Source organism: Streptomyces sp. NPDC048504 (genome assembly GCF_043200035.1).
Lineage (GTDB): Bacteria > Actinomycetota > Actinomycetes > Streptomycetales > Streptomycetaceae > Streptomyces.
In genome coordinates this window covers 413,038-438,935 of sequence record NZ_JBICXA010000004.1, presented here as the reverse complement: position 1 = coordinate 438,935, position 25,898 = coordinate 413,038, and the positions used below count along the sequence as shown (strand labels likewise).

The window sequence follows — 25,898 nt, the reverse complement described above, 5'->3', positions numbered from 1 at the left end:
TGGACAAACGACCACCGCGCCCAGCCACGACGGACCCGCACCCGGCACACGACCGACGCCGCCAAGCTAGCGCCGCGTCACCGTGCCCTCGACCGCGAACAGTTGCTCCTCGACATGGTCAAGAGCCAACCGCAGCGCCCCAGTCGCCGCAGCCGCCTCCCCGAGCAACGACAGGGCAACCTTCGGCGGCCGCAGGCAATACCGCGCCAACTCCCGCCGCAACGGCTCCAGTACACCGTCCAGCCCGGCAGCCCAACCACCCACGACGACCAACTCGGGATCGAGCGCCAGCACCAGCGCGGCGACATCGTGCACAAGGCGCTGGATGAACCGGTCGACGGCTGCCATCGCCCGCTGGTCACCGTCCCGCGCCAGCGCGAAGACCTGCGCCACAGCCTGCTCGTCCAACGGATGCAGCGGCTCGTCCGTGGTGGACAGCAGCGTCTCCGGAGTCACGTCCCGCCCCAGCAGATGCAGCGCGCCGATCTCACCGGCGGCTCCGCGATACCCCCGGTGCAGCCGCCCCCCGATCAGCGAACCGGCGCCCGGACTCAACCCGGCCAGCACCATCACCATGTCGTCGGACTCGGTCGCCGCACCCTTCCAGTGCTCGGCGACCGCCGCCGCGTTGGCATCGTTCTCGACCAGCACCGGGCACTTGAAGGACCGGCTCAGCCGCTCGCCGAGGTGCAGCCCCGTCCACTGGGGCAACGCCGTGCCCAGTCGTACGGTGCCGTCCGCCTCGACGATGCCCGGCGTGGCGACGCCCACCGCGCGCAGCGAGCCGCGTGCGACCCCGGCCCGGCGCAGCAGCTCGGCGACCGCGGTGCGCAGCCGCTCCAGGCGCTCGTCCGCAGAAGCCGTCTCGTCGACGTCCTTGGCTATCGCGCCGAGCACCCGGCCGTCCAGGTCGGCGAGGAGCACGGCGACGCGATGTGCGCCGATCTCCAGGCCCAGCAGATGCCCGGCCTCGGCCCGGAACCGGAACCGCCGCGCGGGCCGCCCCTGCCGCCGTACAACGCTCTCGTCGGCCGCCTTCTCGACGACCAGCCCGGCCTCGATCAGTCCCTCGACGACGCCCTCGACGGTCGGCCGGGACAGACCGGTCACCCGGGTGATCTCCGTCAGCGTGGCGCAGTCCGTGGCACGCAACGCGTGCAACACCACCGCGGAGTTGATCCTCCGCAGCAGCGAGGGGTCCCCGCCGGTCAGCCCCGCCAAGGTCTGTCCTCCCAGCTCGTGCGCGTGTTGGGCGGATCGTACTCGGCGCGGCGGACCGCGGCGAGAGCCGGGCGCCCCCGACCCACTCGCCCCACTGATTCACCCCGGCGCCACGAACCCCGACTCGTACGCCGCGATCACCGCCTGCGTACGGTCCCGCGCCCCCAGCTTCGCCAGCACGGCGCTCACGTGCGACTTCACCGTCTCGGTCCCGACGACCAGCCGGGCGGCGATCTCCGCGTTCGACAGGCCCCGTGCCATCAGCCGCAGCACCTCGGCCTCACGCTCGGTCAGTTGGGCGCGCTCCATGACCGCGCGGGCCGCCCGGTTCCCGCCGTCGTCGCCGTACTCGGCGGCCAACTGCCGTACGGAGGCCGGGAACAGCAGCGAGTCGCCCTCGGCCACCAGCCGTACCGCGTGCACGATCTCGGCCGGCCGCGCCCGCTTCAGCAGGAACCCGTCGGCACCGGCCCGCAGCGCCTCGTACACGTACTCGTCGTTCTCGAAGGTCGTGATGACCAGGATCTTCGGCGGATCGTCGACCGTGCGCAGCACCGCGCGCGTGGCCTCGATGCCGTCCAGGAGCGGCATCCGTACGTCCATGGCGACCACGTCCGGCCGTAGCCGCCGCACCAGCGGGATCACCGCCGCCCCGTCGGCGGCCTCCCCGACCACCTCGATGTCCGGCTGCGCCTCCAGCACGGCCCGCAGACCCGCGCGTACGAGGGGTTCGTCATCGACCAGGAGAACGGTGACCGGCATCCGGCCAGCCTAGATCAGCCCAGCGGCAGCACCGCGTGCACCTGCCAGTCACCCTCGTCGGGCCCGGTGTGCGCCCAGCCTCCGAGCAGGGCGGCACGCTCGCGTATGCCCCGCAGGCCACTGCCCCGGCCCGGGCCCGGTATCGCCGCCGTCAGCGGATTGCGGACCTCCAGATCGAGGGTGCCGTCGGCGACGCCGATACGGACCCGCACGGGGACGGATCCCGCGTGCCGCAGCACATTCGTCAGCGCCTCCTGCAGAATCCGGTAACCCTCCCTGGAGACCGGCCCCGACACCGTCTCCAACGGCCCGGTCACCTCCGCGTCGACCTTCGCCCCGGAGGCCCGCGCCGACTCCAACAGCCGGTCGGCGTCCACCAGCGTCGGCCGGCCGCTCACCGGCCGCTCCGCCTCCCGCAACACGCCCAGCACCCGCTCCAGGTCCTCAAGCGCGGCCCGCCCGGTCTCCTCGATGGCACCCAGCGCCCGCTCGGTGAACTCCGGATCACCCGCCGCCCGGGCCGCACCTGCCTGCACCACCGCGACCGTCAGCGCGTGGCCGATGGAGTCGTGCAACTCCCGCGCGATACGCGTGCGTTCCAGCAGCTGCTCGGTGCGCTCCTCCAGGGCGGCGAGTTGCTCCGCGCGCGAGGGGCCGAGCAACTTCCGGGCCAGCAGCGTGGCCAATTCGCCGAGGCCGACGACGGCGGCGTACGTCGCGATCAGGGGGAGCAGTGCCAGGACAGCGTATCCCCAGTGCGGTTGAGCGTTGCTCAGCACGGGGACGCCGTCCGGTACTTTGCCGATCGCCAACCCGACGAGCGTGACGGACAGGAGCGGCCCCCAAATGGTGCTGAACGAAGCCAGCACGCTCAGCGCCATCCGTGTCTCCAACCACAACACGGTCCGGCCCCGGTCCCGCCAGGTCGCCGCCGGCGCCACGGAGATGCCCGCGTCCTGCTTGCCCGGCGTCAGCAGCAGCCGTGCCTGCACCCCCTCACCCGTACGCACGGCCGGGATCAGGCCGACCGGGAGGAGGATGAGCGCGGGCACGTAGGGCGTCGACATGTCGATGAACAGCCAGACACTCACGATGAGCATCGGCACCCAGAGGTGCAGCAGACGCGTGTACGTCGTCCCCCGGAGCAGCGGGCGCAGGAAGCGGGCCATTCCGACATCGTGACATCCGGCACTGACAATCGGCCTCCCCCGGGCGGGGGAGACGATCTCCACCGGCGGGGGAGGCCCCAACCCCCGTGCACGGCCAGGCTGTTGGTCATGACCAGCATCGACGTACGAGACCTCACCAAGGAGTACGGCACCCGGCGGGCCGTGGACCACGTCACCTTCGACGTCCGCCCCGGCAAGGTCACCGGCTTCCTCGGCCCCAACGGCGCCGGAAAGTCCACCACCATGCGCCTCGTCCTCGGCCTCGACCGCCCCACCTCCGGAACCGCCACCATCGGCGGCAGCCCCTACGCCGCGCTCGCCGAGCCGCTGCGCCACGTGGGCGCCCTGCTCGACGCCCAGGCCGCGCACGGTTCCCGTACCGCTCGCGACCATCTGCGCGCCCTGGCGGCGAGCAACCGCATTCCGGCCGCCCGGGTCGACGCGGTGCTGGAGGAGACGGGACTCGCGTCGGTCGCGCGGCACCGGGTGAAGACGTACTCCCTGGGCATGCGTCAGCGGCTGGGCATCGCCGGTGCTCTCCTGGGTGACCCCGAAGTGGTCCTGCTGGACGAGCCGTCGAACGGCCTCGACCCCGAAGGCATCGTCTGGATCCGGGAGTTGCTGCGTCGGCTGGCGGCGGAGGGCCGCACGGTCCTGGTCTCCAGCCACCTGATGAACGAGACCGCGTCCTTCGCCGACCACCTCGTGGTACTCGGCCGCGGCCGCCTCCTGGCCGACACCCCGATGCGGGACTTCATCGACGCGCGCGTGCAACCCCACGTACGCATCCGTACGACGGACGCCGGCGCCCTCAAGAACGCGCTCGCCGGACACGGGCTCGACGGCGCGGAACACGAGGAAGGGCACTGGACCGTGGCGCACGCACGCGTGGACGAGATCGGCACCCTGTTGTCCGCGGCCGGCGTACCGATCCTCGAACTGACCGCCGTCGAGGGCACGTTGGAGCAGGCCTATCTCGATCTGACCGCCACGGAGACCGAGTTCACCGCACCGCACCAGGAGGCCTGACCATGACATTCACGCCCGTGTTCCACTCCGAGTGGATCAAGATCCGCACCCTGCGCTCACAGCTCGCGGCCCTCGCCATGATCCTCGCGGTGACGGTGCTCTTCTCCGTGCTCGCCTCGTCCGACACCGGAGGCGACGACTTCGACCCGCTGTTCGCGGTCTTCTTCGGCGTGACCTTCGGCCAGATCGCGGCGATCGCCTTCGGCACGACCGCCGTGTCCTCCGAGTTCCAGGGCGGAGCGCTACGGCTGTCACTGTCCGCGGTGCCGCACCGGGGGCGCTGGTTCGCGGCCAAGGCGACGGCCATCGCCGTGCCCGTCTTCGCCGTCGGCCTGGTCACCGGCGTGGTGACGCTGGTGACCGGCAAGGCGGTGCTGGGCGCCGAGGCCGACGGGCTCGGCTGGGCGGAGCAGGTGCGCGGTGTGGTCGGCTGCGCCGTCTATCTCACGCTGATGGCCCTGCTCGCGGCCGGTCTCACCGCGGTGCTGCGCAGCGGGGTGGCGACGCTGAGCATCGTCATACCGTTCCTGCTCATCGTGTCCTTCGTGGTCGGCGACGCGTCGAGCGGCATCGCGGACCTCCTGCCCGACCGGGCCGGCCAGGTCGCGCTCCACCAGACCTGGGCCGGGGCGACGGGGCCGTGGACCGGACTCGGGGTGACGGCCCTGTGGGCTACGGCGGCGCTGGCGGCGGGGGCATGGAGCGTGCGGCGCCGGGACGCCTGACATCTGACGTTGGACGTGCCGGAACGTTTAACCCCAAGCGGGCACTGACGCCCCGTCAATTGTCAGTGGTGGCCGGTCTACTGGAGGCATGAACATCACGCACTGGCTGGCGACGATCGACCTGCTGTGCACCCGGGCCTTCCCCGCGGAGCACGGCAGGACGGACGTGGGTACGGGAGGACCCGGGTATCACATCGCCGAACTGCAGACGAGCGGCGACCTCTGGGAGGACGACGGGACGGAGCGGGAGAAGGCAGAGGCGCAGTACGAGTTCGACCGGGACGGACTCGGCGAGCGGCTGGTCGAACGCTGGAGTGCGCCCCATGTCATCAGCCTGGAGAGCGCGTTCGGGCGGTCCCAGGGCGGCGAGGACATACCGGAGCCCTGGGCCTCGCTCAGCGCGCACGTGCCGGACGTACACCTGTGGAAGTCGCCGGAGACCGGCCGGTGGATCGCCCTCGGCGTGTCCCAGTGGGACAAGGAGTTCCCGTTCCAGCTCCTGGCCGTCGTAACGGAGATGGACCCGCCCTGAGGGTCTAGTCCTGCGCCGCCGCCCGCAGCCGCCCGAACTCCTCGGCCATCGTCGCCGCTGTCCAATGCGCGTTCAATCCGCTCGGATTCGGCAGCACCCACACCCGCGTGTCCCCGAACATCCGCTCCTGCGGGCCTACTTGGGCCTTCTTGTCGTCGAACGCGGCCCGGTACGCGGTCACTCCGAGGACGGCCAGCCAGCGCGGCTTCCACCCCGTCAGCTTCGACGCGAGGAGTTGTCCGCCCTCGCGGTACTCCTCCGCGCTCAGCTCGTCGGCCCGGGCCGACGCCCGTGCCACCACGTTCGTGATGCCGAGCCCGTAGGACAGCAACTCCCCCTGCTCCGCGGGCTTCATGAGCCTCGGGGTGAAGCCGGACAGGTGCAGCACGGGCCAGAAGCGGTTGCCGGGACGGGCGAAGTGGTGGCCCGTGGCCGCCGTCATCAGACCGGGATTGATACCGCAGAACAGCACGGCGAGGCCGTCCGCGACGACGTCCGGTACGAGACGGTCGTGGGCGGCCTCCAGCTCGGCCTGGGTGAAGCGGGTCAGAGGATTGCCCCCGGGGTGTAACCCGCGGCCTCCGGGTGCTGCTTCGCGAGCTCCTCGACACGGGCGACGACGATGGCGACCTGGTCGGCCGCGGCGCCCGTGAAGGACAGCTTGTCGGCCATCAGCGCGTCCAACTGGGCGCGGTCCAGCGGGATGCGCTCGTCGGCGGCGAGCTTGTCCAGCAGCTCGTTGCGCTCGGCGCCCTGCTCGCGCATCGCCAGCGCGGAGGCCACGGCGTTCTCCTTGATGGCCTCGTGCGCGACCTCGCGGCCGACACCCGCGCGGACCGCGGCCATCAGCACCTTGGTCGTCGCGAGGAACGGCAGATAGCGGTCCAGCTCACGCGCCACGACCGCCGGGAAGGCGCCGAACTCGTCGAGGACGGTCAGGAAGGTCTCCAGCAGACCGTCGAGCGCGAAGAACGCGTCGGGGAGGGCCACCCGGCGCACCACCGAGCAGGACACATCGCCCTCGTTCCACTGGTCGCCCGCCAGCTCGCCGGTCATCGAGGCGTAGCCGCGCAGGATGACCATGAGGCCGTTGACGCGCTCGCAGGAGCGGGTGTTCATCTTGTGCGGCATCGCGGAGGAACCGACCTGGCCCGGCTTGAAGCCCTCGGTGACCAGCTCGTGCCCGGCCATCAGCCGGATCGTCTTCGCGAGCGACGAGGGCGCCGCCGCGACCTGCACCAGCGCGGTCACGACCTCGTAGTCCAGCGAGCGCGGGTACACCTGGCCGACCGAGGTGAAAGCCTGCGAGAAGCCCAGGTGGGAGGCGATCCGCTGCTCCAGTTCGGCGAGCTTCGCCGCGTCGCCGCCGAGCAGGTCCAGCATGTCCTGCGCCGTGCCCACCGGGCCCTTGATGCCGCGCAGCGGGTAGCGGCCGAGCAGCTCCTCCACCCGGCCGTAGGCCACGAGCAGCTCGTCGGCGGCGGTCGCGAAACGCTTGCCGAGGGTGGTGGCCTGCGCGGCCACGTTGTGCGAGCGGCCGGCCATGACCAGCTCGCCGTACTCACCGGCCAGCTTGCCGAGACGCGCCAGAACGGCCACCGTACGGTCGCGCATCAGCTCCAGCGAGAGCCGGATCTGCAGCTGCTCGACGTTCTCCGTCAGGTCCCGGGACGTCATGCCCTTGTGGACCTGCTCGTGCCCGGCGAGGTCGTTGAACTCCTCGATCCGCGCCTTCACGTCGTGCCGCGTGACCTTCTCGCGCTCGGCGATCGAGGCCAGGTCGACCTGGTCGAGCACACGCTCGTAGTCCGCGATCGCCGCGTCCGGCACCTCGATCCCGAGGTCCTTCTGGGCCCGCAGCACGGCGAGCCAGAGCTGCCGCTCCAGCTTCACCTTCTGCTCGGGAGACCAGAGCGTGGCGAGCTCGGCGGATGCGTAACGTCCGGCGAGGACGTTCGGGATGCGGGGCTTGGCGGGAGCGGAAGTCACGTGTACGGAGTTTACCCGGCGTCTTTGCGGGGTCCGGACCGTCCGTTCACCCCAGGGATCCCAGGTCAAGGACTCTCCGGACAGCGGACGGCGACGGAGCCGTCCGGGAGGCCGGACATCTGCCCCGACACGAATGGGTGAATCCCCCCAGTAGGCAGCAACCACATGCTGTGTTTACAAGTCACACATCTCGCATTTACCAGCGAAGACCTCAGGGGGACACATGAGCAACCAACCGCCCTACCCGCCACAGCAGCCGGGGTGGGGCAATGGTGGTCAACAGCCTTACGGGCAGCCGCCGTTCCAGCCGCAGCCCCCGAAGAAGCGCTCCGTCGGGAAGGTCGTCGGCCTCGGGTGCCTCGGTATCGTCGGTCTGTTCGTCGTCATCGTCATCATCGTCGCCGCCATCGGAGGCGGTGGTAGCGGCAACAACGACTCCAGCGGCAGCTCGAAGAGCGCGGCGCCCGCCGGCAAGAGCTCCGACAAGGCCGCCAACGATACGAAGAAGAACGGCACCAAGAAGGACGCCACCGACGGCAAGGTCGTCTTCAAGGTGTGGGGCACCGCCCCCGCAGGTGCCCTCGGCGGTCTCGACATCGGGTACGGCTCCGACTCGGACACGCGTAAGGGCACGTTCAAGGACGGCAAGTTCGAGGCGACGCTGACCCTCGACAAGGACGCCCTGTACTACGACGTGCACGCGCAGCTCCAGGGCTCCGGGGACATCAACTGCTCGGTCACCGCGGACGGGAAGACGAAGGAGGGCCACGCGTCCGGCGGCTACAACATCTGCAACGCACAGCTGAGCAGCAACTTCACCGGGGGCTGGTCATAGCCGGTTCTGCGGGCGTGGGGGCGTTCGCGCCGGAACACGAACGGAACGACTGTCCCTGGGGGGACCATGACCGACACCAGCGTGCCGCCGATGCCGTCCATGCCGCCGAACGAACCGTCGCCACCGGCGAAGAAGCCGCGCACCGACCTGGTCATCATCGGCTCGGCCATCGCCGTCATCGCTGCCATCGTGGCCACCGGTGTCGTGGTCGTGCAGTCCACGAACGACGACAGCAAACCGGCCGCCACGGCCACGTCGACCGCACACGACGAGGACGCCGTCCCCGCAGAGCAGCCGACTCCGGAGCCGAACTACAGCGAAGTCGACGCCGACAGTTTCGCGATCGGGCTCAGGACCACCGCCCGGCATTGCTTCGGGTCGGCGGGCTGCAACGTGACGGTCGAGCCGGACCTGACCTATCTGGGAGACAGCGAGGAGATCGATCCCGACGCCGTGTACGAGATCACCTACGAGATCCACGGCGATGAGTCCGGCCCGGTCATCGAGACGGCCGAGTTGTCGGACGAGACGAGCCTGAACTACACGCCGTCCATGATCAGTACTGCTTCGGCGGGCACAGAGGTGTCAGCGGAGATCACGGACGTCTCGGTTCAGGGGGCATGAGGCCCCGCAGGCCGAGCGGGCACGGCCCCGCTCCCGGGCGATCCCCGGCGGGGCCGGCATCAGACCCACGTCACGGTCGGGATCTCCGGGCACGGGACCCACATCACGGCCCGCAGTCGCCGCCATCGGCAAGCTCTGCCAACACCCCCGCATGACAGGCCAACGGCGCACACCAGCAAGCCAGCACCCGTCCGCGCAGCGGCGGAATCAGCTCCAGCAGATAAGGCCGCTCCAGCAGGTACCCCCGGTACTTCGCCATCACCTCCGCGCGTGTGCCGTCCCGGCGGCGCGTGGGGGTGTCGTAGGCGAAGGGGTTGTAGAGCGGGTGGCGGGGGAGGTCCCAGCCGCCGAGGGTCCAGCGGCGGCCTACGTAGGTGATGTCGTCCGGGGCGAGTTCCAGGCGGGGGCCGTACTCGTGGATGTGGCCCCTGATGTTGATCACCCGCGTGGTCATGGGGAGTTACGCCGCCGGCCCCTCGTAGGGGAGCAGGTCCGGGCGCTTGGGTGAGAGGCCGTCCCCCGAGGAGCGGCCCGTGAGGCGGCGGCCGATCCAGGGGAGGAGGTACTGGCGGGTGAAGCGGGCGTCTTCGACGCGGCGGGCGGTCCAGTTCGGGGGCGGGGTCGGCGGCATAGGGGTGCGCCACTCCGGGTCCTCCGCCTCGTAGCCGAGGGTCTGCCAGACCGCCTCGGCGACGCGGCGGTGGCCCTCATCCGTGAGGTGGAGGCGGTCGACGTCCCACGCGCGCGGGTCGGCGAGCGAGGGGGCGCCGTACAGGTCGACGACGAGGGCGCCGTGGCGGGCGGCGAGGTCGTCGACGCAGGCGAAGAGTTCCTCCATGCGAGGGCGGAAGCGCTCCAGGACCGGGCCCTGGCGGCCGGGGCTGCGCATCAGGACCAGGTGTTTGCAGGCCGGGGTGAGGCGTTCGACGGCCTCCTCCAGCAGGGCGCGGACGCGGCCCATGTCGCACTTGGGGCGCAGGGTGTCGTTCAGGCCGCCGACGAGGGTGATCACATCGGGCTGCATGGCGGCCGCCGGGCCGACCTGCTCGTCGACGATCTGCGCGATCAGCTTGCCGCGCACGGCGAGGTTGGCGTACCGGAAGCCGGGCGTCCGGGCGGCCATCCGGCCGGCGAGGAGGTCCGCCCAGCCCCGGTAGGTGCCGTCCGGGAGCCGGTCCGACATGCCCTCGGTGAAGGAGTCGCCGATCGCGACCAGGCTGGTGTGCGTGGGATTCGTCTGCATGGCGACGAAGATGATATCCCGCGTCCATACCCGCCGGTAGGTCGGCCTCCACCAGCCTCCAGCGGCACCCACCCGCCCTTCACCGAGCCCGCTCAGCCGTCAGCCGCGCCTGCCCGGTCTCCGCCGGTATCCGCTCAGCCTGCAGCTGTGTCCGACCGGCCTTCAGCCGCGCTCGCCCGGTCTCCGTGGGCGTCCGCCCGGTCTCCGCCGAGCCCGCTCAGCCTTCAGCCGTGTCCGACCGGCCTTCACCGGGCCCGCCCGGTCTCCGCGGGTGCCCGCCCGGCCTCCGCCGGTACCTGTTCAGCCTCCAGCTCCGCCCGCCCTGGCTTCCACTGGCATCTGCCCCGTATCCACCGGCACCCGCCCCGGTATCCACCGGCACCCGCCCCAGTTTTCACCGGCGCCCGCCCCGGCTACGCCCGCTGCCCGAACAGCTCCCGCAGTACGTCCTCCATGGTCACCAGTCCGGTCAGGCGCTCCTCCTCGTCGAGGACCGCCGCGAGATGCGTACGGCTGCTGCGCATCGCGGTGAGGACGTCGTCGAGCGGGGTGCTCTCCTTCACGTTGGCGATGGAGCGCATGTCCTCCACCTTGAACGGCTCGTTGCGCGGCGAGGCGTCGAGCGCGTCCTTGACGTGCAGGTAGCCGATGATGCGGCGCTCGCCGTCCACCACGGGGAAGCGGGAGAAGCCGGACTCGGCCGACAGCACCTCCAGCTCCGCGGGGGTGATGCCCGCGACCACGTAGTCGACGCGCTCCAGGGGGAGCACGACGTCCCGCACGGGCCGCCTGCCCAGCTCCAGCGCGTCGTTCAGCCGCTCCAGGGCCCGTTCGTCGATGAGCCCCGCCTCGCCGGAGTCCCGGACGATCCGGGCGAGTTCGGCGTCCGAGAAGGATGCCGTGACCTCGTCCTTGACCTCGACCCGCAGCAGCTTGAGCAGGGTGTTGGCGAACGCGTTGATCGTGAAGATCACCGGACGCAGCGCCCGGGACAACGTCACCAGCGGCGGTCCGAGGAGCAGCGCGCTGCGGACCGGCTCGGCCAGGGCGATGTTCTTCGGCACCATCTCGCCCAGCAGCATGTGCAGGTACGTCGCCGCTGCCAGCGCGATCACGAAGGACACCGCGTGCCCCGCGCCCTCCGGCACGCCGACCGCGTGGAACACCGGTTCCAGCAGATGGGCGATCGCCGGTTCCGCGACGATGCCGAGCACCAGGGTGCAGAGCGTGATGCCGAGCTGGGCCGCGGCCATCAGCGCCGACACGTGCTGCAGCCCCCACAGCACGCTCTTGGCGCGCCGGTCGCCCTCCTCGGCGTGCGGCTCGATCTGGCTGCGGCGCACCGAGATCAGCGCGAACTCGGCGGCCACGAAGAAGGCGTTGACGACCAGCGTCGCCAACCCGATCAGCAGTTGTACGGCGGTCACAGCTCCCCCTTCGCGGAGTCGGAACCGGTGTCGGAACCGGCGTCGTCGAGCGGCGCGTGCAGCAGCAGCCGCGCGGCCCTGCGCCCCGACGCGTCCACCACGTCGATCCGCCAACCGGCGACCTCGACGACGTCCCCGACCTCCGGAATCCGCCCCAGCTCACTGGCCACCAGACCGGCCAGCGTCTCGTACGGCCCCTCCGGCGCCCGCAGTCCCACGCGCGCGAGCTGGTCCATACGGGCGGCGCCGTCCGCCGAGTACAGCGTGCGGCCGTCGTCGTCCGTCCCGGCCGGAGCCAGGTCGGGTGTCTCGTGCGGATCGTGCTCGTCCCGCACCTCGCCCACGACCTCCTCGACGATGTCCTCCAGGGTCGCGACCCCCGCCGTACCGCCGTACTCGTCGATGACGACCGCCATCGTGCGCTTGCCCGACAGCCGGTCCAGGAGGCGGTCCACGGTCAGGGACTCCGGGACGAGGAGGGGTTCGCGCATCACCTCGGAGAGGGGGAAGCGGGCCCGCCGGTCGGCCGGCACCGCCAGGACGTCCTTGATGTGCACGGTGCCGACGACCTCGTCGAGGTTGCCCCGGAAGACCGGGAACCGGGACAGCCCGGTCGCCCGGGTCGCGTTCGCCACGTCCTCGCAGGTCGCCTGGGCGTCGAGGGCGACGACCTGGACGCGGGGCGTCATCACGTTCTCCGCGGTGAGATCGGCGAGGTTGAGGGTCCGTACGAACAGCTCGGCCGTGTCCGGCTCCAGGGCGCCCTCCCTGGCGGAGTGCCGGGCCAGCGCGGCCAGCTCCTGCGGCCCGCGCGCGGAGGCCAGTTCCTCGGCAGGCTCCAGACCGAAGGCCCGCACGACATGGTTGGCCGTGTTGTTCAGATGGCTGATGAACGGGCGGAACGCGGCACTGAACCACCGCTGCGCGTTCCCCACCCGCTTCGCCACGCTGAGCGGCGACGAGATCGCCCAGTTCTTCGGCACCAGCTCGCCGACGACCATCAGGAACACCGTCGACAGCGCCGTACCCAGCACCAGCGCCACGGACTTCGACGCCGAGTGCGAGATGCCCAGCGATTCCAGCGGGCCCGCGATCAGCGCCGCGATCGACGGCTCGGAGAGCATGCCGACGACCAGATTGGTGACGGTGATGCCGAGCTGCGCCCCGGAAAGCTGGAACGTCAGATTCCGTACGGCCTTCAGGGCACCCGCGGCGCCCCGCTCGCCGCGCTCGACCGCGCGCTCCAGCTCGCCGCGCTCGACGGTGGTCAGCGAGAACTCGGCCGCGACGAAGGCACCGCAGAGGAGCGACAGCAGGATCGCCACCAGCAGCAGAAGCACTTCGGTCATCGGGTCACCTCCGTCCCATGATCGGACAGGGCAGGGAGGTTCGCGCGATGTCGCGCGCCGGGACTGGGGGGCTCGCCCATGGGCGGACGCTCACACCTTTCGAAGAGATTCAGAAGTTCGGAGTGGTCCGCCAATGGTAAAGGATGAGCAAAGCGTTCAGGTGGTGAGGTGCTTCACCCAGCGCCGCCACTGCTCCTCGGGTGCGTACCCCGCCGCGCGCCACGCATGCCGGCCGGTCTCGTTGCGCTCCAGCACCATCGCGTCCCCGCGACGCCCGCCCAGCGCCACGAACCGCTCCTCGGCCGCGGTGAGGAGCGCCGAGCCGATGCCCTGTCGGCGGTGCTCCGGGTGTACGGCCAACCGGTACAGGTGGCAGCGCCAGCCGTCGAACCCGGCGATCACGGACCCGACGAGCCGCCCGTCGCGTTCCGCGAGGATCAGCGCGTCCGGGTCCCTGGTGAGGAGCCGGGCCACGCCGTCACGGTCGTCGCTGATGCTCGTGCCCTCGGCGGCCTCGCGCCAGAAGGCCAGGACGGCGTCGATGTCGGAGAGGGCCGCGCCACGGATATGAAGATCACTCATGGGGTGAGCCAAGCAGAGGGCGGGCGTTCGGGGCGACCGGGTTTCGCCGGAGTTCCGCCACGACCGGAGCGAATGCCTCCAGGTGCGGTTCCAGCACGGTGAGATACGAGAACCCGTGCCGGTCGCGCAGCGCCCGCAGCTTCGCGGTGATCTGTTCCAGGGTGCCGATCAGCATGACGGGGAGATCGATGACCTGTTCCAGGGACAGGTCCGGCCGGCGGTCCAGCAGGGGCTTGAGCGCGCTCGCGGGGTCGTCGGTCACCGCCACCTGCTGGATCAGCAGGTTCAGTTCGGCGGGTTCCGTGCGACCGGCCGCGAACTCCCGGTAGCGGGCGACCCGTTGGCCGAACTCGGCGGCGTCGACCGGTGTCAGCCTGCCCGTCGTGCTGCCCGGCTCCAGGCTCGCACCCGTGAACGCCGCGATGTCCGCGTGCCCGGCGGTCAGGCGCAGCATGCGATCGCCGTTGCCGCCGAGCAGCAGCGGTACCCGGCACTCCGCGGCGTCCAGCAGCCGCTCCAACTCCTGGACCGTGTACCGCAGATGGTCCACCCGTTCGCGCGGCGATCCGAAGGGCAGCCCCGCCATGTCGTGCTCCGCCTGCACGTAGCCGGTACCCAGCCCGAGTTCGAGGCGTCCACCCGTCAGGTCGTTGGTCGTGGTCACCTCGCGGGCCAGCAGGGCCGGGTTCCAGAAGCCCGCGTTGAGCACGAACGTGCCCACCCGTGGCCGCTCGGTCGCCTCCGCCGCCGCGACCAGCGCCGGGAACGGCGCGACCATGCCCAGATGATCGGGGACCAGGATCACGTCGTAGCCGAGTTCCTCGGCCCGTCTGCACTTGGCGCGCCACTCGTCGGCGGGCGCGGACGTGAGCAGACTGACCCCGAAGCGGAACGGGCGCGGCATGAACTCTCCTCCACGGAAGGCGACTTGAGTGTCCACCGCGATTCCATCACTCGTGCGCGATCGCCGCCAGCACGTTCATGCGCGACGCACGCAGCGCCGGCAGCAGTGCCGCCACGATGCCGACGACCGCCGAGCCGATCACCACCGCGACGATCGTGGTCCAGGGAATCGCGAGCGCCTTCATGCCCTGGAGGGCCAGGACCTGCTGCGCGCACACGCCCCACACCAGGCCCAGCCCGAGCCCGAGTACCGCGCCGAACACGGCGATCACCACCGACTCCAGGCGGATCATCCGCCGCAGTTGGCGCCGGCCGAGGCCGATCGCCCGGAGCAGGCCGATCTCGCGGGTGCGCTCCACGACCGACAGGGCAAGGGTGTTGACCACCCCGAGCACCGCGATGACGATGGCCAGCCCGAGCAGCGCGTACACCAGATAGAGCAGTACGGCGATCTGGTCGTGGACGAGTTTCTTGTAGTCGGCCTGGTCGCGGACCTGCACTTGCGGATAGGGCTTCAGCGTCGTCTCAAGGGACTTGCGGAGCTGGTCGGCGCCGGTGCCGGACGAGGCGTTCACGTACAGCGAGGAGTCCTGGCCGTTCGGGACGTACTTCTCGACCGTGGCGATCCCGAAGAACAGCCCGCCCTGCGTCCCGAACCCGCCCGAGGAACCCTGGTCGCTGAGGGCGCCCACCGTCAGCTTCGTGATGCGGCCGCCCGGGAACTCGACGGGGAGGACGCTGCCGAGCCGTACGCCGTGCTTCTTCGCGAAGTCGGCCTCCATGGCGAGGTGTCCGGCGGCGAGCGCCGAACTCGTGCTGCCCTGCGCGTACTTGATGTGGGCGACGTCGTCGAGCGGGGTGTCGTAGCCGGCCGCCGTCGTCTCCACCCGCTTGCCGTCCGGCAGCCGGACCGCGAGGGGCGCGAAGCGGGCCCGTACGACGAGACCGACGCCCTCGGTGGCGCGCACCTGGTCCGTGACCTCCTTGGAGAACGGCAGGAAGTTGCCGTTCTGGATCACGAAATCGGCGCCCAGAGTCTTGTCGATCTGCTGGTCGAAGGACTTGGACATGGACGCGCTCGCCACCGACATCCCGCCGACCAGCGCGAGCCCCACCATCAGGGCCGCCGCGGTGGCACCCGTACGGCGCGGGTTGCGCAGGGCGTTGCGCTGGCTCATCCGGCCGACCGAACCGAACAGGGCCGGGAAGGCGCCGCCCAGCACCCGGATCATCGGGCGGACCAGGAGCGGTCCCGCGATCACGGTCGCGATCAGCGTGAGGACGATGCCGAGGCCCAGGAGGGAGGAGGAAGAGGCCGTGCTCGTCGCGGCGGCGCACCCCGCGAGTGCGGCCACACCGATCGCCCCGACGATCGACCCCACGACCGCACGCACCTTCAACGGCCGCCCCACGCCCGCGACTTCGGCATCCGCGAGAGCCGCCATCGGGGAGACGGCCGCCGCGCGCCGGGCCGGGAGATACGCGGCGACGAACGTGACACCGACCCCGACGACGTACGCAGCCACCGGAGTCGGCCAACCGACCACCATCTCCGTAGTCTTGAGGTTCATCCCGAACGCGGTCATCAGCTTGATCAGCCCGGCCGCGAGCCCGATCCCGGCCGCCAGACCGAGAGTCGATCCCACCAGCCCGAGCAGCAGCGCCTCGGTGAGGACCGACCGCCGCACCTGCTTCCGGTCCGCGCCCAGGGCGCGCAACAGGCCCAGTTCGCGGGTGCGTTGGGCGATCAGCATCGAGAACGTGTTGACGATCAGGAAGACACCGACCAGGACGGCGATCCCGGCGAAGCCGAGCATCACGTACTTGATCACGTCGAGGAAGCCGCCCAGATCGGCGGCGGCCGACTTCGCCTGCTCGCCTGCGGTCTTGACGTCGTACGTACCGGAAGAGCCGATCGCGGCGGTCACCCGCTGCTTCAGTACTGCGTCGTCGACACCCTTCGCCGCGTCCACCGAGATGCTCGTGGCGCGGTCGGACGAGCCCAGCAGTTGGGACTTCGCGGTGGCGGGGTCCAGGAAGACCAGTGCGGCGCCGGGGTTGGTGGTGGTGAAGGTGGCGATGCCGACGATCTTGACGTGGAAGGTGCCCGGCTGCGCCTGGACCGCCAGGGTGTCACCGATCTTCACGTGTTTGTTGTCGGCGGTGTCCGCGTCCAGGAGGGCCTCGTCGGCGCCCCGCGGGGCGTGGCCCGAGGTCAGTTTCACCGGGCTGCGGTCGGTGAGGTACCAGTCGGTGGCGATGGTGGGGGCGCCGGTGGTCGGGCCGACGGACTTGTTGTCGCTGTCGACGACCACGATGTTCTCGACGGACACGTCGGCGTGGGCCGAGGCGACCCCGGCCACCTTCGCCACCCGCCCGGCGAGCGAGGCGGGCACGGTCTCCGTCGCGCCGGTCGGCACCGAGGACTTGAGGTCCTGCTTCGGCTCGACGGTCACGTCGGCGGACGTGGAGGCGAAGAGCCGGTCGAAGGTACGGGTCACCGTGTCGGAGAAGATCAGACTGCCGGCCACGAACGCCACCGACAGCACGACGGCGAGCGCCGAGAGCAGCAGCCGTCCCTTGTGCGCGAGGAAGCTCCGGAGGGTTGCCTTCAGCACGGGGTCAGTCCTTGTCGAGGGTTACGTCGGACGGGCTCGCGGAGGGGCCGTCGAATTGGCCACGGGCGTGGTCGAACCGCTTCATGCGTTCCAGCACCGCCTCCGCCGTGGGGCGTTCCATCTCATCGACGATCCGCCCGTCCCCGAGGAAGAGCACCAGGTCGGAGTGGGCGGCGGCGCCCGGGTCGTGGGTGACCATGACCACGGTCTGGCCGAGATCGTCCACGGCGTCGCGCAGGAAGCCGAGGACCTCCAGACCCGCCCGTGAGTCGAGGTTGCCGGTCGGCTCGTCCGCGAAGATCAGTTCGGGGCGGGAGGCGAGCGCCCGAGCACACGCCACGCGCTGTTGCTGGCCCCCGGACAGCTGGGACGGCCGGTGTTTGAGCCGGTCCCGCAGTCCGAGCGTGTCGATGACCTGGTCCAGCCATTTCTGGTCCGGCTTCTGGCCGGCGATGTCCATGGGCAGCGTGATGTTCTCGGCCGCGTTGAGGGTCGGGATGAGGTTGAACGACTGGAACATGAACCCGATCCGGTCCCGGCGCAGCCGCGTCAGCTCCCGGTCCTTCAGCCCCGTGATCTCGGTGTCGCCGAGCCACACCTCCCCGGCCGAGACGGTGTCGAGCCCCGCCAGGCAGTGCATCAGCGTCGACTTCCCGGAGCCCGACGGGCCCATCACCGCGGTGAAACGGCCGCGCGAGATGTCCACGTCCACCGAGTCCAGGGCGAGCACGGCCGTCTCGCCCGAGCCGTACGCCTTGGTCAGACCGCGGGCGCGGGCCGCGATCCCGCCGGCCGAGGCCTGGCCTGGAGCGTGCTCCGCAGCAGATGTGGACAAGACAGCCCCCTGTGATTCCCTCGCTCGTCGTCTTCGCTCGCTGTTGTTCCGACGCCGTTGTTCCGGCGCCTTCGTCGCGGGCCGAGCCTAGTGTGACGCGCCACACACCCGATATCCCCCGTGCGGCCGAGGCGGTCTCCACCCCAGGTCGGGCCCCCGATACCGGTGTAAGGGGCACTCTCCACCCAGCGGACGAGCACTTGCCGGTGCTAGCAATCCGGCGCTAGCGTCTAGGTATGGCGAAGACCCAGCTGAACGTACGCGTGGACGAGGGCACCGCCCGCGCGGCCCGTGAACGTGCCCTCGCGCGTGGCATGAGCGTCAACCGCTACATAGAAGAGCTGGTCAGACAGGACACCGGCGAGGTCGGCCACACCTTCGTCGAGGCCGCTGCCGACTTCATGAAGCAGTACGAGTCCGTCTTCGCCGACGAGTTCGGCGCCGACGGGAAGAGCACCCGCGAAGGTAGCCGCTGATCCCTTGAACAACCTCAGGATCGACCTCGCCTGGCTGCTCATGCTCGCCGAACACAACACACCCGGAGACCCCCAGGTCACCGACTGGGGCGCGCTCGTCGCCGCCGTCGCGCGCCACCAGGCCGACATATTCGACGTCCCCGTCTACGACAGCCCGCACGCACGCGCCGCCGCCTTACTCCAACTCCTCATCCACGTCCCCGCGTTGGAGCGCTCCAACGCCCTCTTCGCCTCGGCTGTCGCCTACGCCTACCTCGTCGCCAGCGGCCTGAAGGTCGTCACCTCGCCCGAACAGGTCCGCGATCTGGCCCGGTTGGTCAAGGGCGGCGAGGCGTCGGTCGACGAGATCGCGCACGAGCTGCGCCAGTGGAGCCTGTGATCACTCGTCCGCGGCAGGGCGCCACGCGGTGCCCAGGACGCAGTACGAGCTGGGCAGCGTCGGCCCCTTCTCTGGGATCAACACCCGCCGGTACGGCCCGAGTTCGAACCCCGCGTCGCGCAGCGCGGCGACCGGGTCGCGGGCCAGATGGCAGCCGCCGTTCAGCGGCGGCCACAGCGTGCGGTCCAGGGCGCGCTGGGTGAACGCCATCGCCGGTCCGCCGCCCCGGCCGTGCTCGAAGAACCGTACGACTCCACCGGGACGCAGCACCCGCCGTGCCTCCGCGAGCGCCCGCGGTACGTCGCGCACACTGCACAGCACCAGGGACAGCACGACCGCGTCGAAGGCCTCGCTCTTGACGGGCAGCTTCTCCGCCGCGCCCGGCACCACGTCGACGGGTACCTCGGCGCGGAGCGCGGACTCCACGGCGAGCTGCCGCAGAGTCCGCTCGGGTTCGATCGCGACGACCTCCGAGACGGCGCTCGGATAGTGCGCGAAGTTCAGGCCGTTCCCGGCCCCGATCTCGATCACCCGCCCGGAGAGCCCCGCGAGCAGCCGGTCCCGCATCCCGGCGAGGCCGAACCGCGACTCGGCGCTCACGCTGAAACGGGCGTAGTAACGGGCGAACAGCGGGTGGTGGACGGCGTCCCGCGGCACTGTGCCGGAGCCTGCGGACCGTAGCGGCATGGCGACCTCCCGGACCGGACCGGGCCGAAGCCGGTCCCTACCGGGATTGTCCCCCCTGCCGCCCTTGACCACCCCCGCTGCCGCCGGGGAAGGAACAGGGCCAGGGTCAGGAGATGAAGTCCCGGACCTGCTCGTAGACGCCGTGGTCGTTGTTCATGTCGGTGTGCGAGATGCACCCGACGTCGACATTGGTCGCGCCGCTCAGCTCGGCCGAGGTGTCCGGGTTGATCGCCTCGTCGCAGTCCGACCAATAGGCGGCGTACGACACGCTGCCGGGCGTCTCGTCACCGGAGTTGAGCGCCGTGAGGAACGAACTTCCCGTCTGCATCTCCTTGCAGGACGTGTACAGCCAGCCGCACAGCGAGGCGATGCTCGTCCCGTGGTTCACCCCGGCGACCGACACGAAGTCATCGACGTACGAGGTCCCGCCGAGGTTCTTGAGGTAGTAGCGGCTGTTGAGCGCGCCCATGGAGTGGACCACCAGGTCGACCTTCGAGGCGCCGGTGCTGGCGAGGACGGACTTGATGTAGGTCGACAGTGTCGAAGCGGTCGTGACGTTCGACTTCGTCCAGTCGTACGAGATCGCGTACAGCTCGGAGGACGAGTAGCCGTCCGCCTCGAAGTCCGCGATCCAGTCGTCCCAGCTTGTGGAGTCGCTGCTCAGACCGTGCACGAACACGATCGGGTCGTGGCTCGCCGCGTGAGCGGGCGTCGAGGCCAGGGAGAGTGACAGAAGGAGCGAGGTGGTCACGGCCGACAGGGCCGCGGCGATGCGACGCTTGTGGCGCTGCATGATGCCTCCTGATACGGGTGGGGTTGTCAGGAGTGTCAGCGCGGGTCTACGCGCGCCGCATCGGCGAAATCGCCGGTCTTTACGGGTGAATTAACTCGCCAGTAACGTCAGTTGTGTGCTGACTCCGGTGAACCCCACTTCCCTAGACCGCACTTCGCCCCCGTCGCGCACCGACACCGGGCGAACCCTCGATCCCGCGCTCCCCGAAGGGGTCCGCATCCGCATGCTGCGCGCGGTCCACGGCGATCCGCGCGCGGCTGCCGAACTCCTCCCGCGCCTGACCCCACGCCAGGCCGCGGGCCTCGACCCCCTCCCCACCGAACCGGCGTCCCTGGCACCGGAGTTGCTGACCCGGCACCGCCGGGAGATCCGTGCCCTGCCCGACGACACGCGCCTGCTGTTGCTGCTCGCGGCGGCGGATCAGTACCCGGTCGCCACGCATGCCTTCCTGCGGGCCGTCGCGGCCGGGCGGCTCGACACCAGGCCCCTCGAAGCCGCCGAGACGGCCGGGGTCGCGCACGCGACGGCCGGCGGGGTCGTCTTCCGCGACGCGTGGACGAGGATCGCCGCGTACGAGACCGGGTCACCGGCGGACCGGCGGGACGTCCACCGGTTGCTGGCACGGGTGTTGCGCGCCGAGGGTGAGACTCCGCGACGTTCCTGGCACCGGGGCGCGGGAGCGCTCGGCCCCAGCGCGCGGCTCACCGCTGAACTCCGTACGGCCGCGCAACTGGCACGCGACGCCGGTGAACACCCCCTCGCCTGCGCCCTCGTGGAACGCGCCGCCGCCCTCTCCAGCGACCCGCGTGAACAGTCCCGCCTCCTCGACCGGGCCGCCGGTGACGCCTGGCAGTCCGGGGAGGGCGACCGAGCGCGAAGGCTCGCGGCCGCGACGGACAGCGACGCCTTGAACGGGGTGTTCGCGTTGCGGGCGGGCAACGCGGCCGAGGCGTTCGACGCGTTGCTGATCGCGGTGGCGAGATGGGAGGTGGGGGAGCCGGCGGCCTCCTTGAGCGAGAGACCCCGGTCGTCCGAGGCGACCCGAGTGACTGAGGCACCCCGATCGACCGGAACCCCGCAGACGGCCACGCCACCGTCGGCCGCGGCACCTCGAACGGCCGGGACACCCCGCATCGCCATCGCCGCCGTACCCCGAACTCCCGCTCCCCACCACGCCGTTCACCTCCTGGCCCGGGCCACCGAGGCCGCCGTCTACACCGGGGACCTGAGACGGTGCCGGGAGGCGGCCGCTGTCGCCTCTCGGGTCGGGATCGTGCCGCACGGGACGCTGGGGGGACTGGCCGCCGCGTTCGAGGGGCGGTACGAGGACGCGCGGGATCTGCTCAAGGCCGCCGCCGGGCGGTGTGGGCCCGGAGGGGACCCCACTCTCCTCATCCATGCCGGGATCGCCGCGTTGATGCTCGGTGATCACACCCGTGCCACCACCGCCACCGTGCGGGCGGCGGCCTCGGCGCGGGCGCGGGGTGCGACCGTGGTCGTGGCGCAGGCGATGGAGTTCCGGGCGTACGCCGAGTTCTGGACCGGGCATCCGCGGGCCGCCGAGACGGCCGTGGCGGACGCCCTGTGGCAGGCCCACGCCACCGGGCAGGACAACGGGGCCTGCCATCTGCAGGCCGCGCTCGCCATGTTCGCGGCGCTCACCGGGGACGGCGAGGTCTGCCGGGAACGGGCCGCCGCCGCCCGCTCGTACGCCCTCGGCCGCGGGCTGGGGCTGCCCGCCGCCCTCGCCCAGTGGGCGCTCGCCTACCTCGACCTCAGCAGTGGCCGGTTCGCCGCCGCCGCGGCCCGGCTGCGCGCGCTCGCCGGGTTCGGGCCGGGCCACGGCCACCGGGCGATACGACACCTCGCCACCCCGCACTACGCCGAGGCCGCCGTCCGCAGCGGCGACACCCGTATCGCCCGTGCCGCACACGCCGACTACGACCGCTGGGCACGTGCCGTCCGCAGCCCCGACGACCTTGCCCTGAGCGCCCGTTGCCGGGCCCTGCTCGCGCCCGGCGACGAAGCCGTCGAGCACTACCGCATCGCCCTCGACCTCCACGCGCACGGCACCCGTGACTTCGAACGGGCCCGCACCGAGCTGCTGTTCGGCGGTGCGCTGCGCCGACTGCGCCGGCGTACCGAGGCCCGTGACCGCCTGCACACCTCGCTGGAGGCCTTCGAGTCCTTCGGCGCCCCGCACTGCGCCGCCCAGGCCCGCGCCGAACTCCGCGCCCTCGGCACCCCGGTGGCCGCGACCGTCCTCCCCGCACCGGGTGCCCTCGACCCGACCACCCGCCTGACCGCCCAGCAACTCATGGTCGCCCGCATGGCCGCCGACGGCGCCACCAACCGCGAGATCGCCGTCCGCCTCGCCCTCAGCCCACGCACGATCGACCACCATCTACGGGGTGTCTTCAGCCGGTTGGGCATCCGGTCGCGGATCGAACTCGTACGGCTGCTGGCCGAAGGGGAAGCCTCCTAGACCGCGCCGGTCGAGCGGGAGTTCCAGGACGGCGGCGCCTCCCGCCCCCCGAACCCCTCCGCGTCCCACACCCCGTCAAGCCGCGGCGCCACCCAACTCGGCGCCGCAGCGCGGAAGTCCGCCGGGGCCAGTGCCCCCGCACCCTCCGGCAACGCCCCGAGCAGCGGTGCCCCCGCCACCTCCGGCAGGTCGGCCACATTGCAACGCGACGCCAGGTCAGGTGAGTTGGGCCAACTGCCGATCACCACGCCCAGCAGGTCGAGCCCCTGGGAACGGAGTTCACGGGCCGTCAGTTCCGTCGTGTTCAGGGTGCCGAGGCCCGCCGACGCCACGACCAGGACCGGCGCCCCCAGCAGCCGTGCCGCGTCAGCCAGCGTGCCGCCCTCCGCGTCGAACCGTACGAGCAGCCCGCCCGCGCCCTCGACCAGCACCAGGTCGTGCTCGGTGGCCAACTTCTGGGCGGCTTCGGCGACTTCGTGCGGGCGTACCGGTGCCAGACCGGACCGGCGTGCGGCCGTGCCGGGTGCCAACGGCTCGGGATACCGGGCGAGTTCGGTCGCCGTGACCGCACCCGCGAGCCTCGCCACCTCGTCGGCGTCCCCGCGCTCCTCCGGCCGTAGACCCGTCTGGGCGGCCTTCAGGACGGCCACCGTACGGCCCGCTGCCACCGCCGCTGCCGCGACCGCGGCGGTGGTGATCGTCTTGCCGACCTCCGTGCCCGTGCCCGTGATCACCAGGACCGGCATGTCATCCCTCCCGCGCCGCCGCGCAGACCGCGCGGGCGATCCGAGCCAGGTCGGTGTCGCCCGTGACGTACGGCGGCATCGTGTAGACGAGGTCGCGGAACGGCCGCAGCCAGACGCCCTCGCGTACGGCCGCGTCCGTCGCGGCCTTCATGTCGACGGCGTGGTCGAGCTGGACCACGCCGATGGCGCCGAGGACGCGGACGTCCCGGACGCCGGGGATCTCCGACGCCGGGGCCAGGCCCTCCCGCAGGCCCGTCTCGATGCGCTTGACCTCCGTCAACCAGTCCTGGTTCAGGAGGAGTTCGAGCGAGGCGCAGGCCACGGAAGCCGCCAGCGGGTTGCCCATGAAGGTCGGGCCGTGGGCGAGGACCGGTACCTCGCCCCGCGAGATGCCCTCGGCCACGCGTGACGTGCACAGCGTCGCCGCCATCGTCATGTATCCGCCGGTCAGCGCCTTGCCCACGCACATCACGTCGGGGGTGACGGCCGCGTGCTCCGCCGCGAAGAGCGCGCCCGTGCGGCCGAAACCCGTCGCGATCTCGTCGAACACCAGCAGCACGTCGTGCGCGTCGCACGCCTCGCGCAGCACCCGCAGATATTCGGGGGAGTGGAACCGCATTCCACCCGCGCCCTGCACCACCGGCTCCACGATCACGGCGGCCAGTTCGTGCGCGTGCCGCTCGATCGCCGAGCGCAGTCGGTCGGCGTACGACTCCTCGTACTCGGCCGGAGGCGCGTCCACGAACACCTGCCGGGGCAGCACGCCCGACCACAGCTCGTGCATCCCGCCCTCGGGGTCGCACACCGACATCGGCTGCCAGGTGTCACCGTGGTAGCCGCCGCGCCAGGTCAGCAGGCGCTGTTTCGCGGGGCGGCCGAGCGAGCGCCAGTACTGGAGGCACATCTTCACCGCGACCTCGACCGACACCGAACCCGAGTCGGCGAGGAAGACGTGTTCCAGGCCGTCCGGAGACATGTCGACAAGGAGCTTCGCCAGGCGTACGGCGGGCTCGTGGGTGAGCCCGCCGAACATCACATGGCTCATCCGGCCGAGCTGCTCCCGCGCGGCCTCGTTGAGCACGGGGTGGTTGTAGCCGTGGATTGCCGACCACCAGGACGACATCCCGTCGACCAACTCGCCCCCGCCGTCCGCCAGTCGGAGCCGCACCCCGCTCGCCGACTCCACGACGAGCGGGTCGGCACGGCCGGGCATCGGACCGTACGGATGCCAGACGTGCCGCCGGTCCAGCTCCAGCAGCTCCGGGACGGGCAGGCGGCCGGTCGGGTCAGGCATTGGGCGCGATGTCCGTTCCGGCACCTCGGCGGCGTACGGAGACCAGGTCGCGGCGGACCTCGTCGACCTGCGGCGCGGGGGCGGGCGCAGACGCGGCAGCGGGAGCGGAACCGCAGACACCGGCACCCTCGTGCCCGCCGCAGCTCCCGCCGCATCCGGCGTCCTCGTGCGATCCGCAGCCGGCCGCCGTCACCCGGTGCTGCGGCAGCGTCACCTCGCCCGCGCCCTCCACCTCGAAGCCCGCGTCCGCGATCATCTCCAGGTCGGCGTGGCCGGCCTGGCCCTCGCTGGTGAGGTAGTCACCGAGGAAGATCGAGTTGGCGAGGTTCAGGGCGAGGGGCTGCATCGTGCGCAGGTGGACCTCACGGCCGCCCGCGATACGGACCTCGACGTCCGGGCAGACGAAGCGGACCATCGCGAGGATGCGCAGACAGCGCTGCGGGGTGAGGTGCCACTCGGCGGCGAGCGGGGTGCCCTCCATCGGGATCAGGAAGTTCACCGGCACCGAGTCGGGGTCCAGGTCGCGGAGGGAGAAGACGACGTCGACCAGGTCCTCGTCGCTCTCGCCCATGCCGGCGATCAGGCCGGAGCAGGCGGACAGACCGGCCGCGTGCGCCTTCTGGACGGTGTCGACGCGGTCGGCGTACGTGTGGGTGGTCGTGATGTCGCCGTACGTCGACTCGGACGTGTTGAGGTTGTGGTTGTAGGCGTCCGCGCCGGCCTCGCGCAGCCGGTCGGCCTGGCCGTCGGAGAGCAGGCCGAGGCACGCGCACACCTCGACGCCCTCGTTCTGGTCCTTGATCGCCTTGATGGTGCCCGCGACCCGGTCCACGTCCCGGTCGGTCGGACCCCGGCCGGAGGCGACCAGGCAGACGCGCTTGGCACCTCCCGCCACACCGGCCGCCGCCGCCTTCGAGGCAGCGTCGGGTTTCAGCCACGTGTACTTCAGGATCTCGGCCTTGGAGCCGAGCCGCTGCGAGCAGTACGAGCAGTCCTCGGGGCACAGGCCGGACTTCAGGTTGACGAGATAGTTGAGCTTCACCCGTCGGCCGAACCAGTGCCGGCGCACCTTTCCGGCCGCGGCCACGACATCCAGCAGGTCGTCGTCCGAGGTGGCGAGGACGGCGAGTGCTTCCGCGCGGGTCGGCAGCTCGCGCCGAAGCCCCTTGTCCACGAGCGTGTTCAGCAGGTCCAT

At 71.3% G+C, this 25,898-nt stretch carries 26 protein-coding genes; 8 read left to right on the top strand and 18 right to left on the bottom strand.

Annotated elements, in window-relative coordinates:
* Positions 1–66 precede the first annotated feature (66 nt).
* The 3 genes from ACGFY9_RS12920 to ACGFY9_RS12910 all read right to left on the bottom strand — a co-directional run bounded on the left by ACGFY9_RS12920 (position 67) and on the right by ACGFY9_RS12910 (position 3,152).
* On the bottom strand, positions 67–1,221 hold the full coding sequence (locus ACGFY9_RS12920; RefSeq protein WP_366497229.1) for an ROK family transcriptional regulator: 1,155 nt from the start codon (positions 1,219–1,221) through the stop codon (positions 67–69).
* A gap of 99 nt (positions 1,222–1,320) precedes the next feature.
* Positions 1,321–1,983: a response regulator gene (locus ACGFY9_RS12915; protein WP_393753760.1), complete on the bottom strand. Its 663-nt coding sequence runs from the start codon at positions 1,981–1,983 to the stop codon at positions 1,321–1,323.
* Between the two features lie 14 nt (positions 1,984–1,997).
* The gene (locus ACGFY9_RS12910) at positions 1,998–3,152 is read right to left on the bottom strand and encodes a sensor histidine kinase (RefSeq protein WP_393753759.1); all 1,155 of its coding nucleotides are present in this window, start codon (positions 3,150–3,152) and stop codon (positions 1,998–2,000) included.
* A 108-nt stretch (positions 3,153–3,260) separates the two neighbouring features.
* Here ACGFY9_RS12910 and ACGFY9_RS12905 point away from each other — a divergent pair, with 108 nt between their 5' ends.
* From ACGFY9_RS12905 to ACGFY9_RS12895, 3 genes are all read left to right on the top strand, one after another.
* Positions 3,261–4,181 carry an ABC transporter ATP-binding protein gene (locus ACGFY9_RS12905; RefSeq protein WP_393753758.1) on the top strand — a complete coding sequence of 307 codons (921 nt, stop codon included), beginning with the start codon at positions 3,261–3,263 and terminating at the stop codon, positions 4,179–4,181.
* Positions 4,182–4,183: 2 nt separating this feature from the next.
* Complete coding sequence (locus ACGFY9_RS12900) at positions 4,184–4,906, top strand: ABC transporter permease (protein WP_393753757.1); 723 nt, start codon at positions 4,184–4,186, stop codon at positions 4,904–4,906.
* Positions 4,907–4,994: 88 nt separating this feature from the next.
* Positions 4,995–5,438 carry a hypothetical protein gene (locus tag ACGFY9_RS12895; protein ID WP_393753756.1) on the top strand — a complete coding sequence of 148 codons (444 nt, stop codon included), beginning with the start codon at positions 4,995–4,997 and terminating at the stop codon, positions 5,436–5,438.
* A 4-nt stretch (positions 5,439–5,442) separates the two neighbouring features.
* Here ACGFY9_RS12895 and mug read toward each other — a convergent pair whose 3' ends face one another.
* On the bottom strand, positions 5,443–5,988 hold the full coding sequence (gene mug, locus ACGFY9_RS12890; protein WP_393753887.1) for a G/U mismatch-specific DNA glycosylase: 546 nt from the start codon (positions 5,986–5,988) through the stop codon (positions 5,443–5,445).
* Positions 5,985–7,427 (bottom strand): adenylosuccinate lyase, encoded by a 1,443-nt coding sequence (gene purB, locus ACGFY9_RS12885; RefSeq protein ID WP_393753755.1) that lies wholly within the window; start codon positions 7,425–7,427, stop codon positions 5,985–5,987. The genes mug and purB overlap by 4 nt, the downstream gene beginning before the upstream one ends.
* Positions 7,428–7,650: 223 nt before the next feature.
* Between purB and ACGFY9_RS12880 the strand changes: the two genes are divergently transcribed.
* Together ACGFY9_RS12880 and ACGFY9_RS12875 are read left to right on the top strand one after the other, a co-directional pair.
* Positions 7,651–8,262: a hypothetical protein gene (locus ACGFY9_RS12880; RefSeq protein WP_393753754.1), complete on the top strand. Its 612-nt coding sequence runs from the start codon at positions 7,651–7,653 to the stop codon at positions 8,260–8,262.
* Positions 8,263–8,328: 66 nt separating this feature from the next.
* Positions 8,329–8,886 carry a hypothetical protein gene (locus ACGFY9_RS12875; protein ID WP_393753753.1) on the top strand — a complete coding sequence of 186 codons (558 nt, stop codon included), beginning with the start codon at positions 8,329–8,331 and terminating at the stop codon, positions 8,884–8,886.
* A 103-nt stretch (positions 8,887–8,989) separates the two neighbouring features.
* Here the strand turns inward: ACGFY9_RS12875 and ACGFY9_RS12870 are convergent, their stop codons facing one another.
* The 8 genes from ACGFY9_RS12870 to ACGFY9_RS12835 form a co-directional block, all read right to left on the bottom strand.
* A complete protein-coding gene (locus tag ACGFY9_RS12870; RefSeq protein ID WP_393753752.1) occupies positions 8,990–9,340 on the bottom strand; it encodes a DUF4326 domain-containing protein in 351 nt (116 codons plus the stop codon).
* A gap of 6 nt (positions 9,341–9,346) precedes the next feature.
* Positions 9,347–10,129 carry an SGNH/GDSL hydrolase family protein gene (locus ACGFY9_RS12865; protein WP_393753751.1) on the bottom strand — a complete coding sequence of 261 codons (783 nt, stop codon included), beginning with the start codon at positions 10,127–10,129 and terminating at the stop codon, positions 9,347–9,349.
* A 413-nt stretch (positions 10,130–10,542) separates the two neighbouring features.
* Entirely contained in the window at positions 10,543–11,556 is a 1,014-nt protein-coding gene (locus tag ACGFY9_RS12860) for a hemolysin family protein (RefSeq protein WP_393753750.1), read from the bottom strand.
* The gene (locus ACGFY9_RS12855; RefSeq protein ID WP_393753749.1) at positions 11,553–12,905 is read right to left on the bottom strand and encodes a hemolysin family protein; all 1,353 of its coding nucleotides are present in this window, start codon (positions 12,903–12,905) and stop codon (positions 11,553–11,555) included. The genes ACGFY9_RS12860 and ACGFY9_RS12855 overlap by 4 nt, the downstream gene beginning before the upstream one ends.
* A gap of 156 nt (positions 12,906–13,061) precedes the next feature.
* Entirely contained in the window at positions 13,062–13,487 is a 426-nt protein-coding gene (locus tag ACGFY9_RS12850) for a GNAT family N-acetyltransferase (RefSeq protein ID WP_393753748.1), read from the bottom strand.
* Positions 13,480–14,391 (bottom strand): LLM class F420-dependent oxidoreductase, encoded by a 912-nt coding sequence (locus ACGFY9_RS12845; RefSeq protein WP_393753747.1) that lies wholly within the window; start codon positions 14,389–14,391, stop codon positions 13,480–13,482. Before ACGFY9_RS12845 ends, ACGFY9_RS12850 begins: the two co-directional genes overlap by 8 nt.
* Positions 14,392–14,437: 46 nt before the next feature.
* Positions 14,438–17,008 carry an ABC transporter permease gene (locus ACGFY9_RS12840; RefSeq protein WP_393753746.1) on the bottom strand — a complete coding sequence of 857 codons (2,571 nt, stop codon included), beginning with the start codon at positions 17,006–17,008 and terminating at the stop codon, positions 14,438–14,440.
* 4 nt (positions 17,009–17,012) lie between these two features.
* Positions 17,013–17,843, bottom strand: a complete 831-nt coding sequence (locus ACGFY9_RS12835; RefSeq protein ID WP_393753745.1) for an ABC transporter ATP-binding protein — start codon at positions 17,841–17,843, stop codon at positions 17,013–17,015.
* A 236-nt stretch (positions 17,844–18,079) separates the two neighbouring features.
* Here ACGFY9_RS12835 and ACGFY9_RS12830 point away from each other — a divergent pair, with 236 nt between their 5' ends.
* Positions 18,080–18,319, top strand: a complete 240-nt coding sequence (locus ACGFY9_RS12830) for a toxin-antitoxin system HicB family antitoxin (RefSeq protein ID WP_393753744.1) — start codon at positions 18,080–18,082, stop codon at positions 18,317–18,319.
* Positions 18,320–18,323: 4 nt separating this feature from the next.
* Positions 18,324–18,698 (top strand): fic family toxin-antitoxin system, toxin component, encoded by a 375-nt coding sequence (locus tag ACGFY9_RS12825; protein ID WP_393753743.1) that lies wholly within the window; start codon positions 18,324–18,326, stop codon positions 18,696–18,698.
* On the opposite strand, the gene ACGFY9_RS12820 is transcribed toward ACGFY9_RS12825, so the two are convergent.
* Together ACGFY9_RS12820 and ACGFY9_RS12815 are read right to left on the bottom strand one after the other, a co-directional pair.
* A complete protein-coding gene (locus tag ACGFY9_RS12820) occupies positions 18,699–19,385 on the bottom strand; it encodes a class I SAM-dependent methyltransferase (protein ID WP_393753742.1) in 687 nt (228 codons plus the stop codon).
* A 106-nt stretch (positions 19,386–19,491) separates the two neighbouring features.
* A complete protein-coding gene (locus tag ACGFY9_RS12815; RefSeq protein WP_393753741.1) occupies positions 19,492–20,178 on the bottom strand; it encodes an esterase/lipase family protein in 687 nt (228 codons plus the stop codon).
* A gap of 115 nt (positions 20,179–20,293) precedes the next feature.
* Between ACGFY9_RS12815 and ACGFY9_RS12810 the strand changes: the two genes are divergently transcribed.
* Positions 20,294–22,663: a LuxR C-terminal-related transcriptional regulator gene (locus ACGFY9_RS12810; RefSeq protein ID WP_393753740.1), complete on the top strand. Its 2,370-nt coding sequence runs from the start codon at positions 20,294–20,296 to the stop codon at positions 22,661–22,663.
* Here ACGFY9_RS12810 and bioD read toward each other — a convergent pair.
* The 3 genes from bioD to bioB are packed head-to-tail and all read right to left on the bottom strand — an operon-like array spanning position 22,660 to position 25,898.
* Positions 22,660–23,409, bottom strand: coding sequence for a dethiobiotin synthase (gene bioD / locus ACGFY9_RS12805; protein WP_393753739.1), 750 nt, complete (start codon positions 23,407–23,409; stop codon positions 22,660–22,662). The genes ACGFY9_RS12810 and bioD overlap by 4 nt on opposite strands.
* Position 23,410: 1 nt before the next feature.
* Positions 23,411–24,703, bottom strand: coding sequence for an adenosylmethionine--8-amino-7-oxononanoate transaminase (locus ACGFY9_RS12800; protein WP_393753738.1), 1,293 nt, complete (start codon positions 24,701–24,703; stop codon positions 23,411–23,413).
* Positions 24,696–25,898, bottom strand: coding sequence for a biotin synthase BioB (gene bioB / locus ACGFY9_RS12795; RefSeq protein ID WP_393753737.1), 1,203 nt, complete (start codon positions 25,896–25,898; stop codon positions 24,696–24,698). Before bioB ends, ACGFY9_RS12800 begins: the two co-directional genes overlap by 8 nt.

What these genes read in the sequence shown, in the direction of transcription:
- ACGFY9_RS12915 (WP_393753760.1), bottom strand. Translation starts at nt 1,983, where the DNA reads ATGCCGGTCACCGTTCTCCTGGTCGATGACGAACCCCTCGTACGCGCG.
- ACGFY9_RS12910 (WP_393753759.1), bottom strand. Translation starts at nt 3,152, where the DNA reads ATGGCCCGCTTCCTGCGCCCGCTGCTCCGGGGGACGACGTACACGCGT.
- ACGFY9_RS12905 (WP_393753758.1), top strand. Translation starts at nt 3,261, where the DNA reads ATGACCAGCATCGACGTACGAGACCTCACCAAGGAGTACGGCACCCGG.
- ACGFY9_RS12900 (WP_393753757.1), top strand. Translation starts at nt 4,184, where the DNA reads ATGACATTCACGCCCGTGTTCCACTCCGAGTGGATCAAGATCCGCACC.
- ACGFY9_RS12895 (WP_393753756.1), top strand. Translation starts at nt 4,995, where the DNA reads ATGAACATCACGCACTGGCTGGCGACGATCGACCTGCTGTGCACCCGG.
- ACGFY9_RS12880 (WP_393753754.1), top strand. Translation starts at nt 7,651, where the DNA reads ATGAGCAACCAACCGCCCTACCCGCCACAGCAGCCGGGGTGGGGCAAT.
- ACGFY9_RS12875 (WP_393753753.1), top strand. Translation starts at nt 8,329, where the DNA reads ATGACCGACACCAGCGTGCCGCCGATGCCGTCCATGCCGCCGAACGAA.
- ACGFY9_RS12870 (WP_393753752.1), bottom strand. Translation starts at nt 9,340, where the DNA reads ATGACCACGCGGGTGATCAACATCAGGGGCCACATCCACGAGTACGGC.
- ACGFY9_RS12865 (WP_393753751.1), bottom strand. Translation starts at nt 10,129, where the DNA reads ATGCAGACGAATCCCACGCACACCAGCCTGGTCGCGATCGGCGACTCC.
- ACGFY9_RS12855 (WP_393753749.1), bottom strand. Translation starts at nt 12,905, where the DNA reads ATGACCGAAGTGCTTCTGCTGCTGGTGGCGATCCTGCTGTCGCTCCTC.
- ACGFY9_RS12850 (WP_393753748.1), bottom strand. Translation starts at nt 13,487, where the DNA reads ATGAGTGATCTTCATATCCGTGGCGCGGCCCTCTCCGACATCGACGCC.
- ACGFY9_RS12845 (WP_393753747.1), bottom strand. Translation starts at nt 14,391, where the DNA reads ATGCCGCGCCCGTTCCGCTTCGGGGTCAGTCTGCTCACGTCCGCGCCC.
- ACGFY9_RS12830 (WP_393753744.1), top strand. Translation starts at nt 18,080, where the DNA reads ATGGCGAAGACCCAGCTGAACGTACGCGTGGACGAGGGCACCGCCCGC.
- ACGFY9_RS12820 (WP_393753742.1), bottom strand. Translation starts at nt 19,385, where the DNA reads ATGCCGCTACGGTCCGCAGGCTCCGGCACAGTGCCGCGGGACGCCGTC.
- ACGFY9_RS12815 (WP_393753741.1), bottom strand. Translation starts at nt 20,178, where the DNA reads ATGCAGCGCCACAAGCGTCGCATCGCCGCGGCCCTGTCGGCCGTGACC.
- bioD (WP_393753739.1), bottom strand. Translation starts at nt 23,409, where the DNA reads ATGCCGGTCCTGGTGATCACGGGCACGGGCACGGAGGTCGGCAAGACG.
- ACGFY9_RS12800 (WP_393753738.1), bottom strand. Translation starts at nt 24,703, where the DNA reads ATGCCTGACCCGACCGGCCGCCTGCCCGTCCCGGAGCTGCTGGAGCTG.
- bioB (WP_393753737.1), bottom strand. Translation starts at nt 25,898, where the DNA reads ATGGACCTGCTGAACACGCTCGTGGACAAGGGGCTTCGGCGCGAGCTG.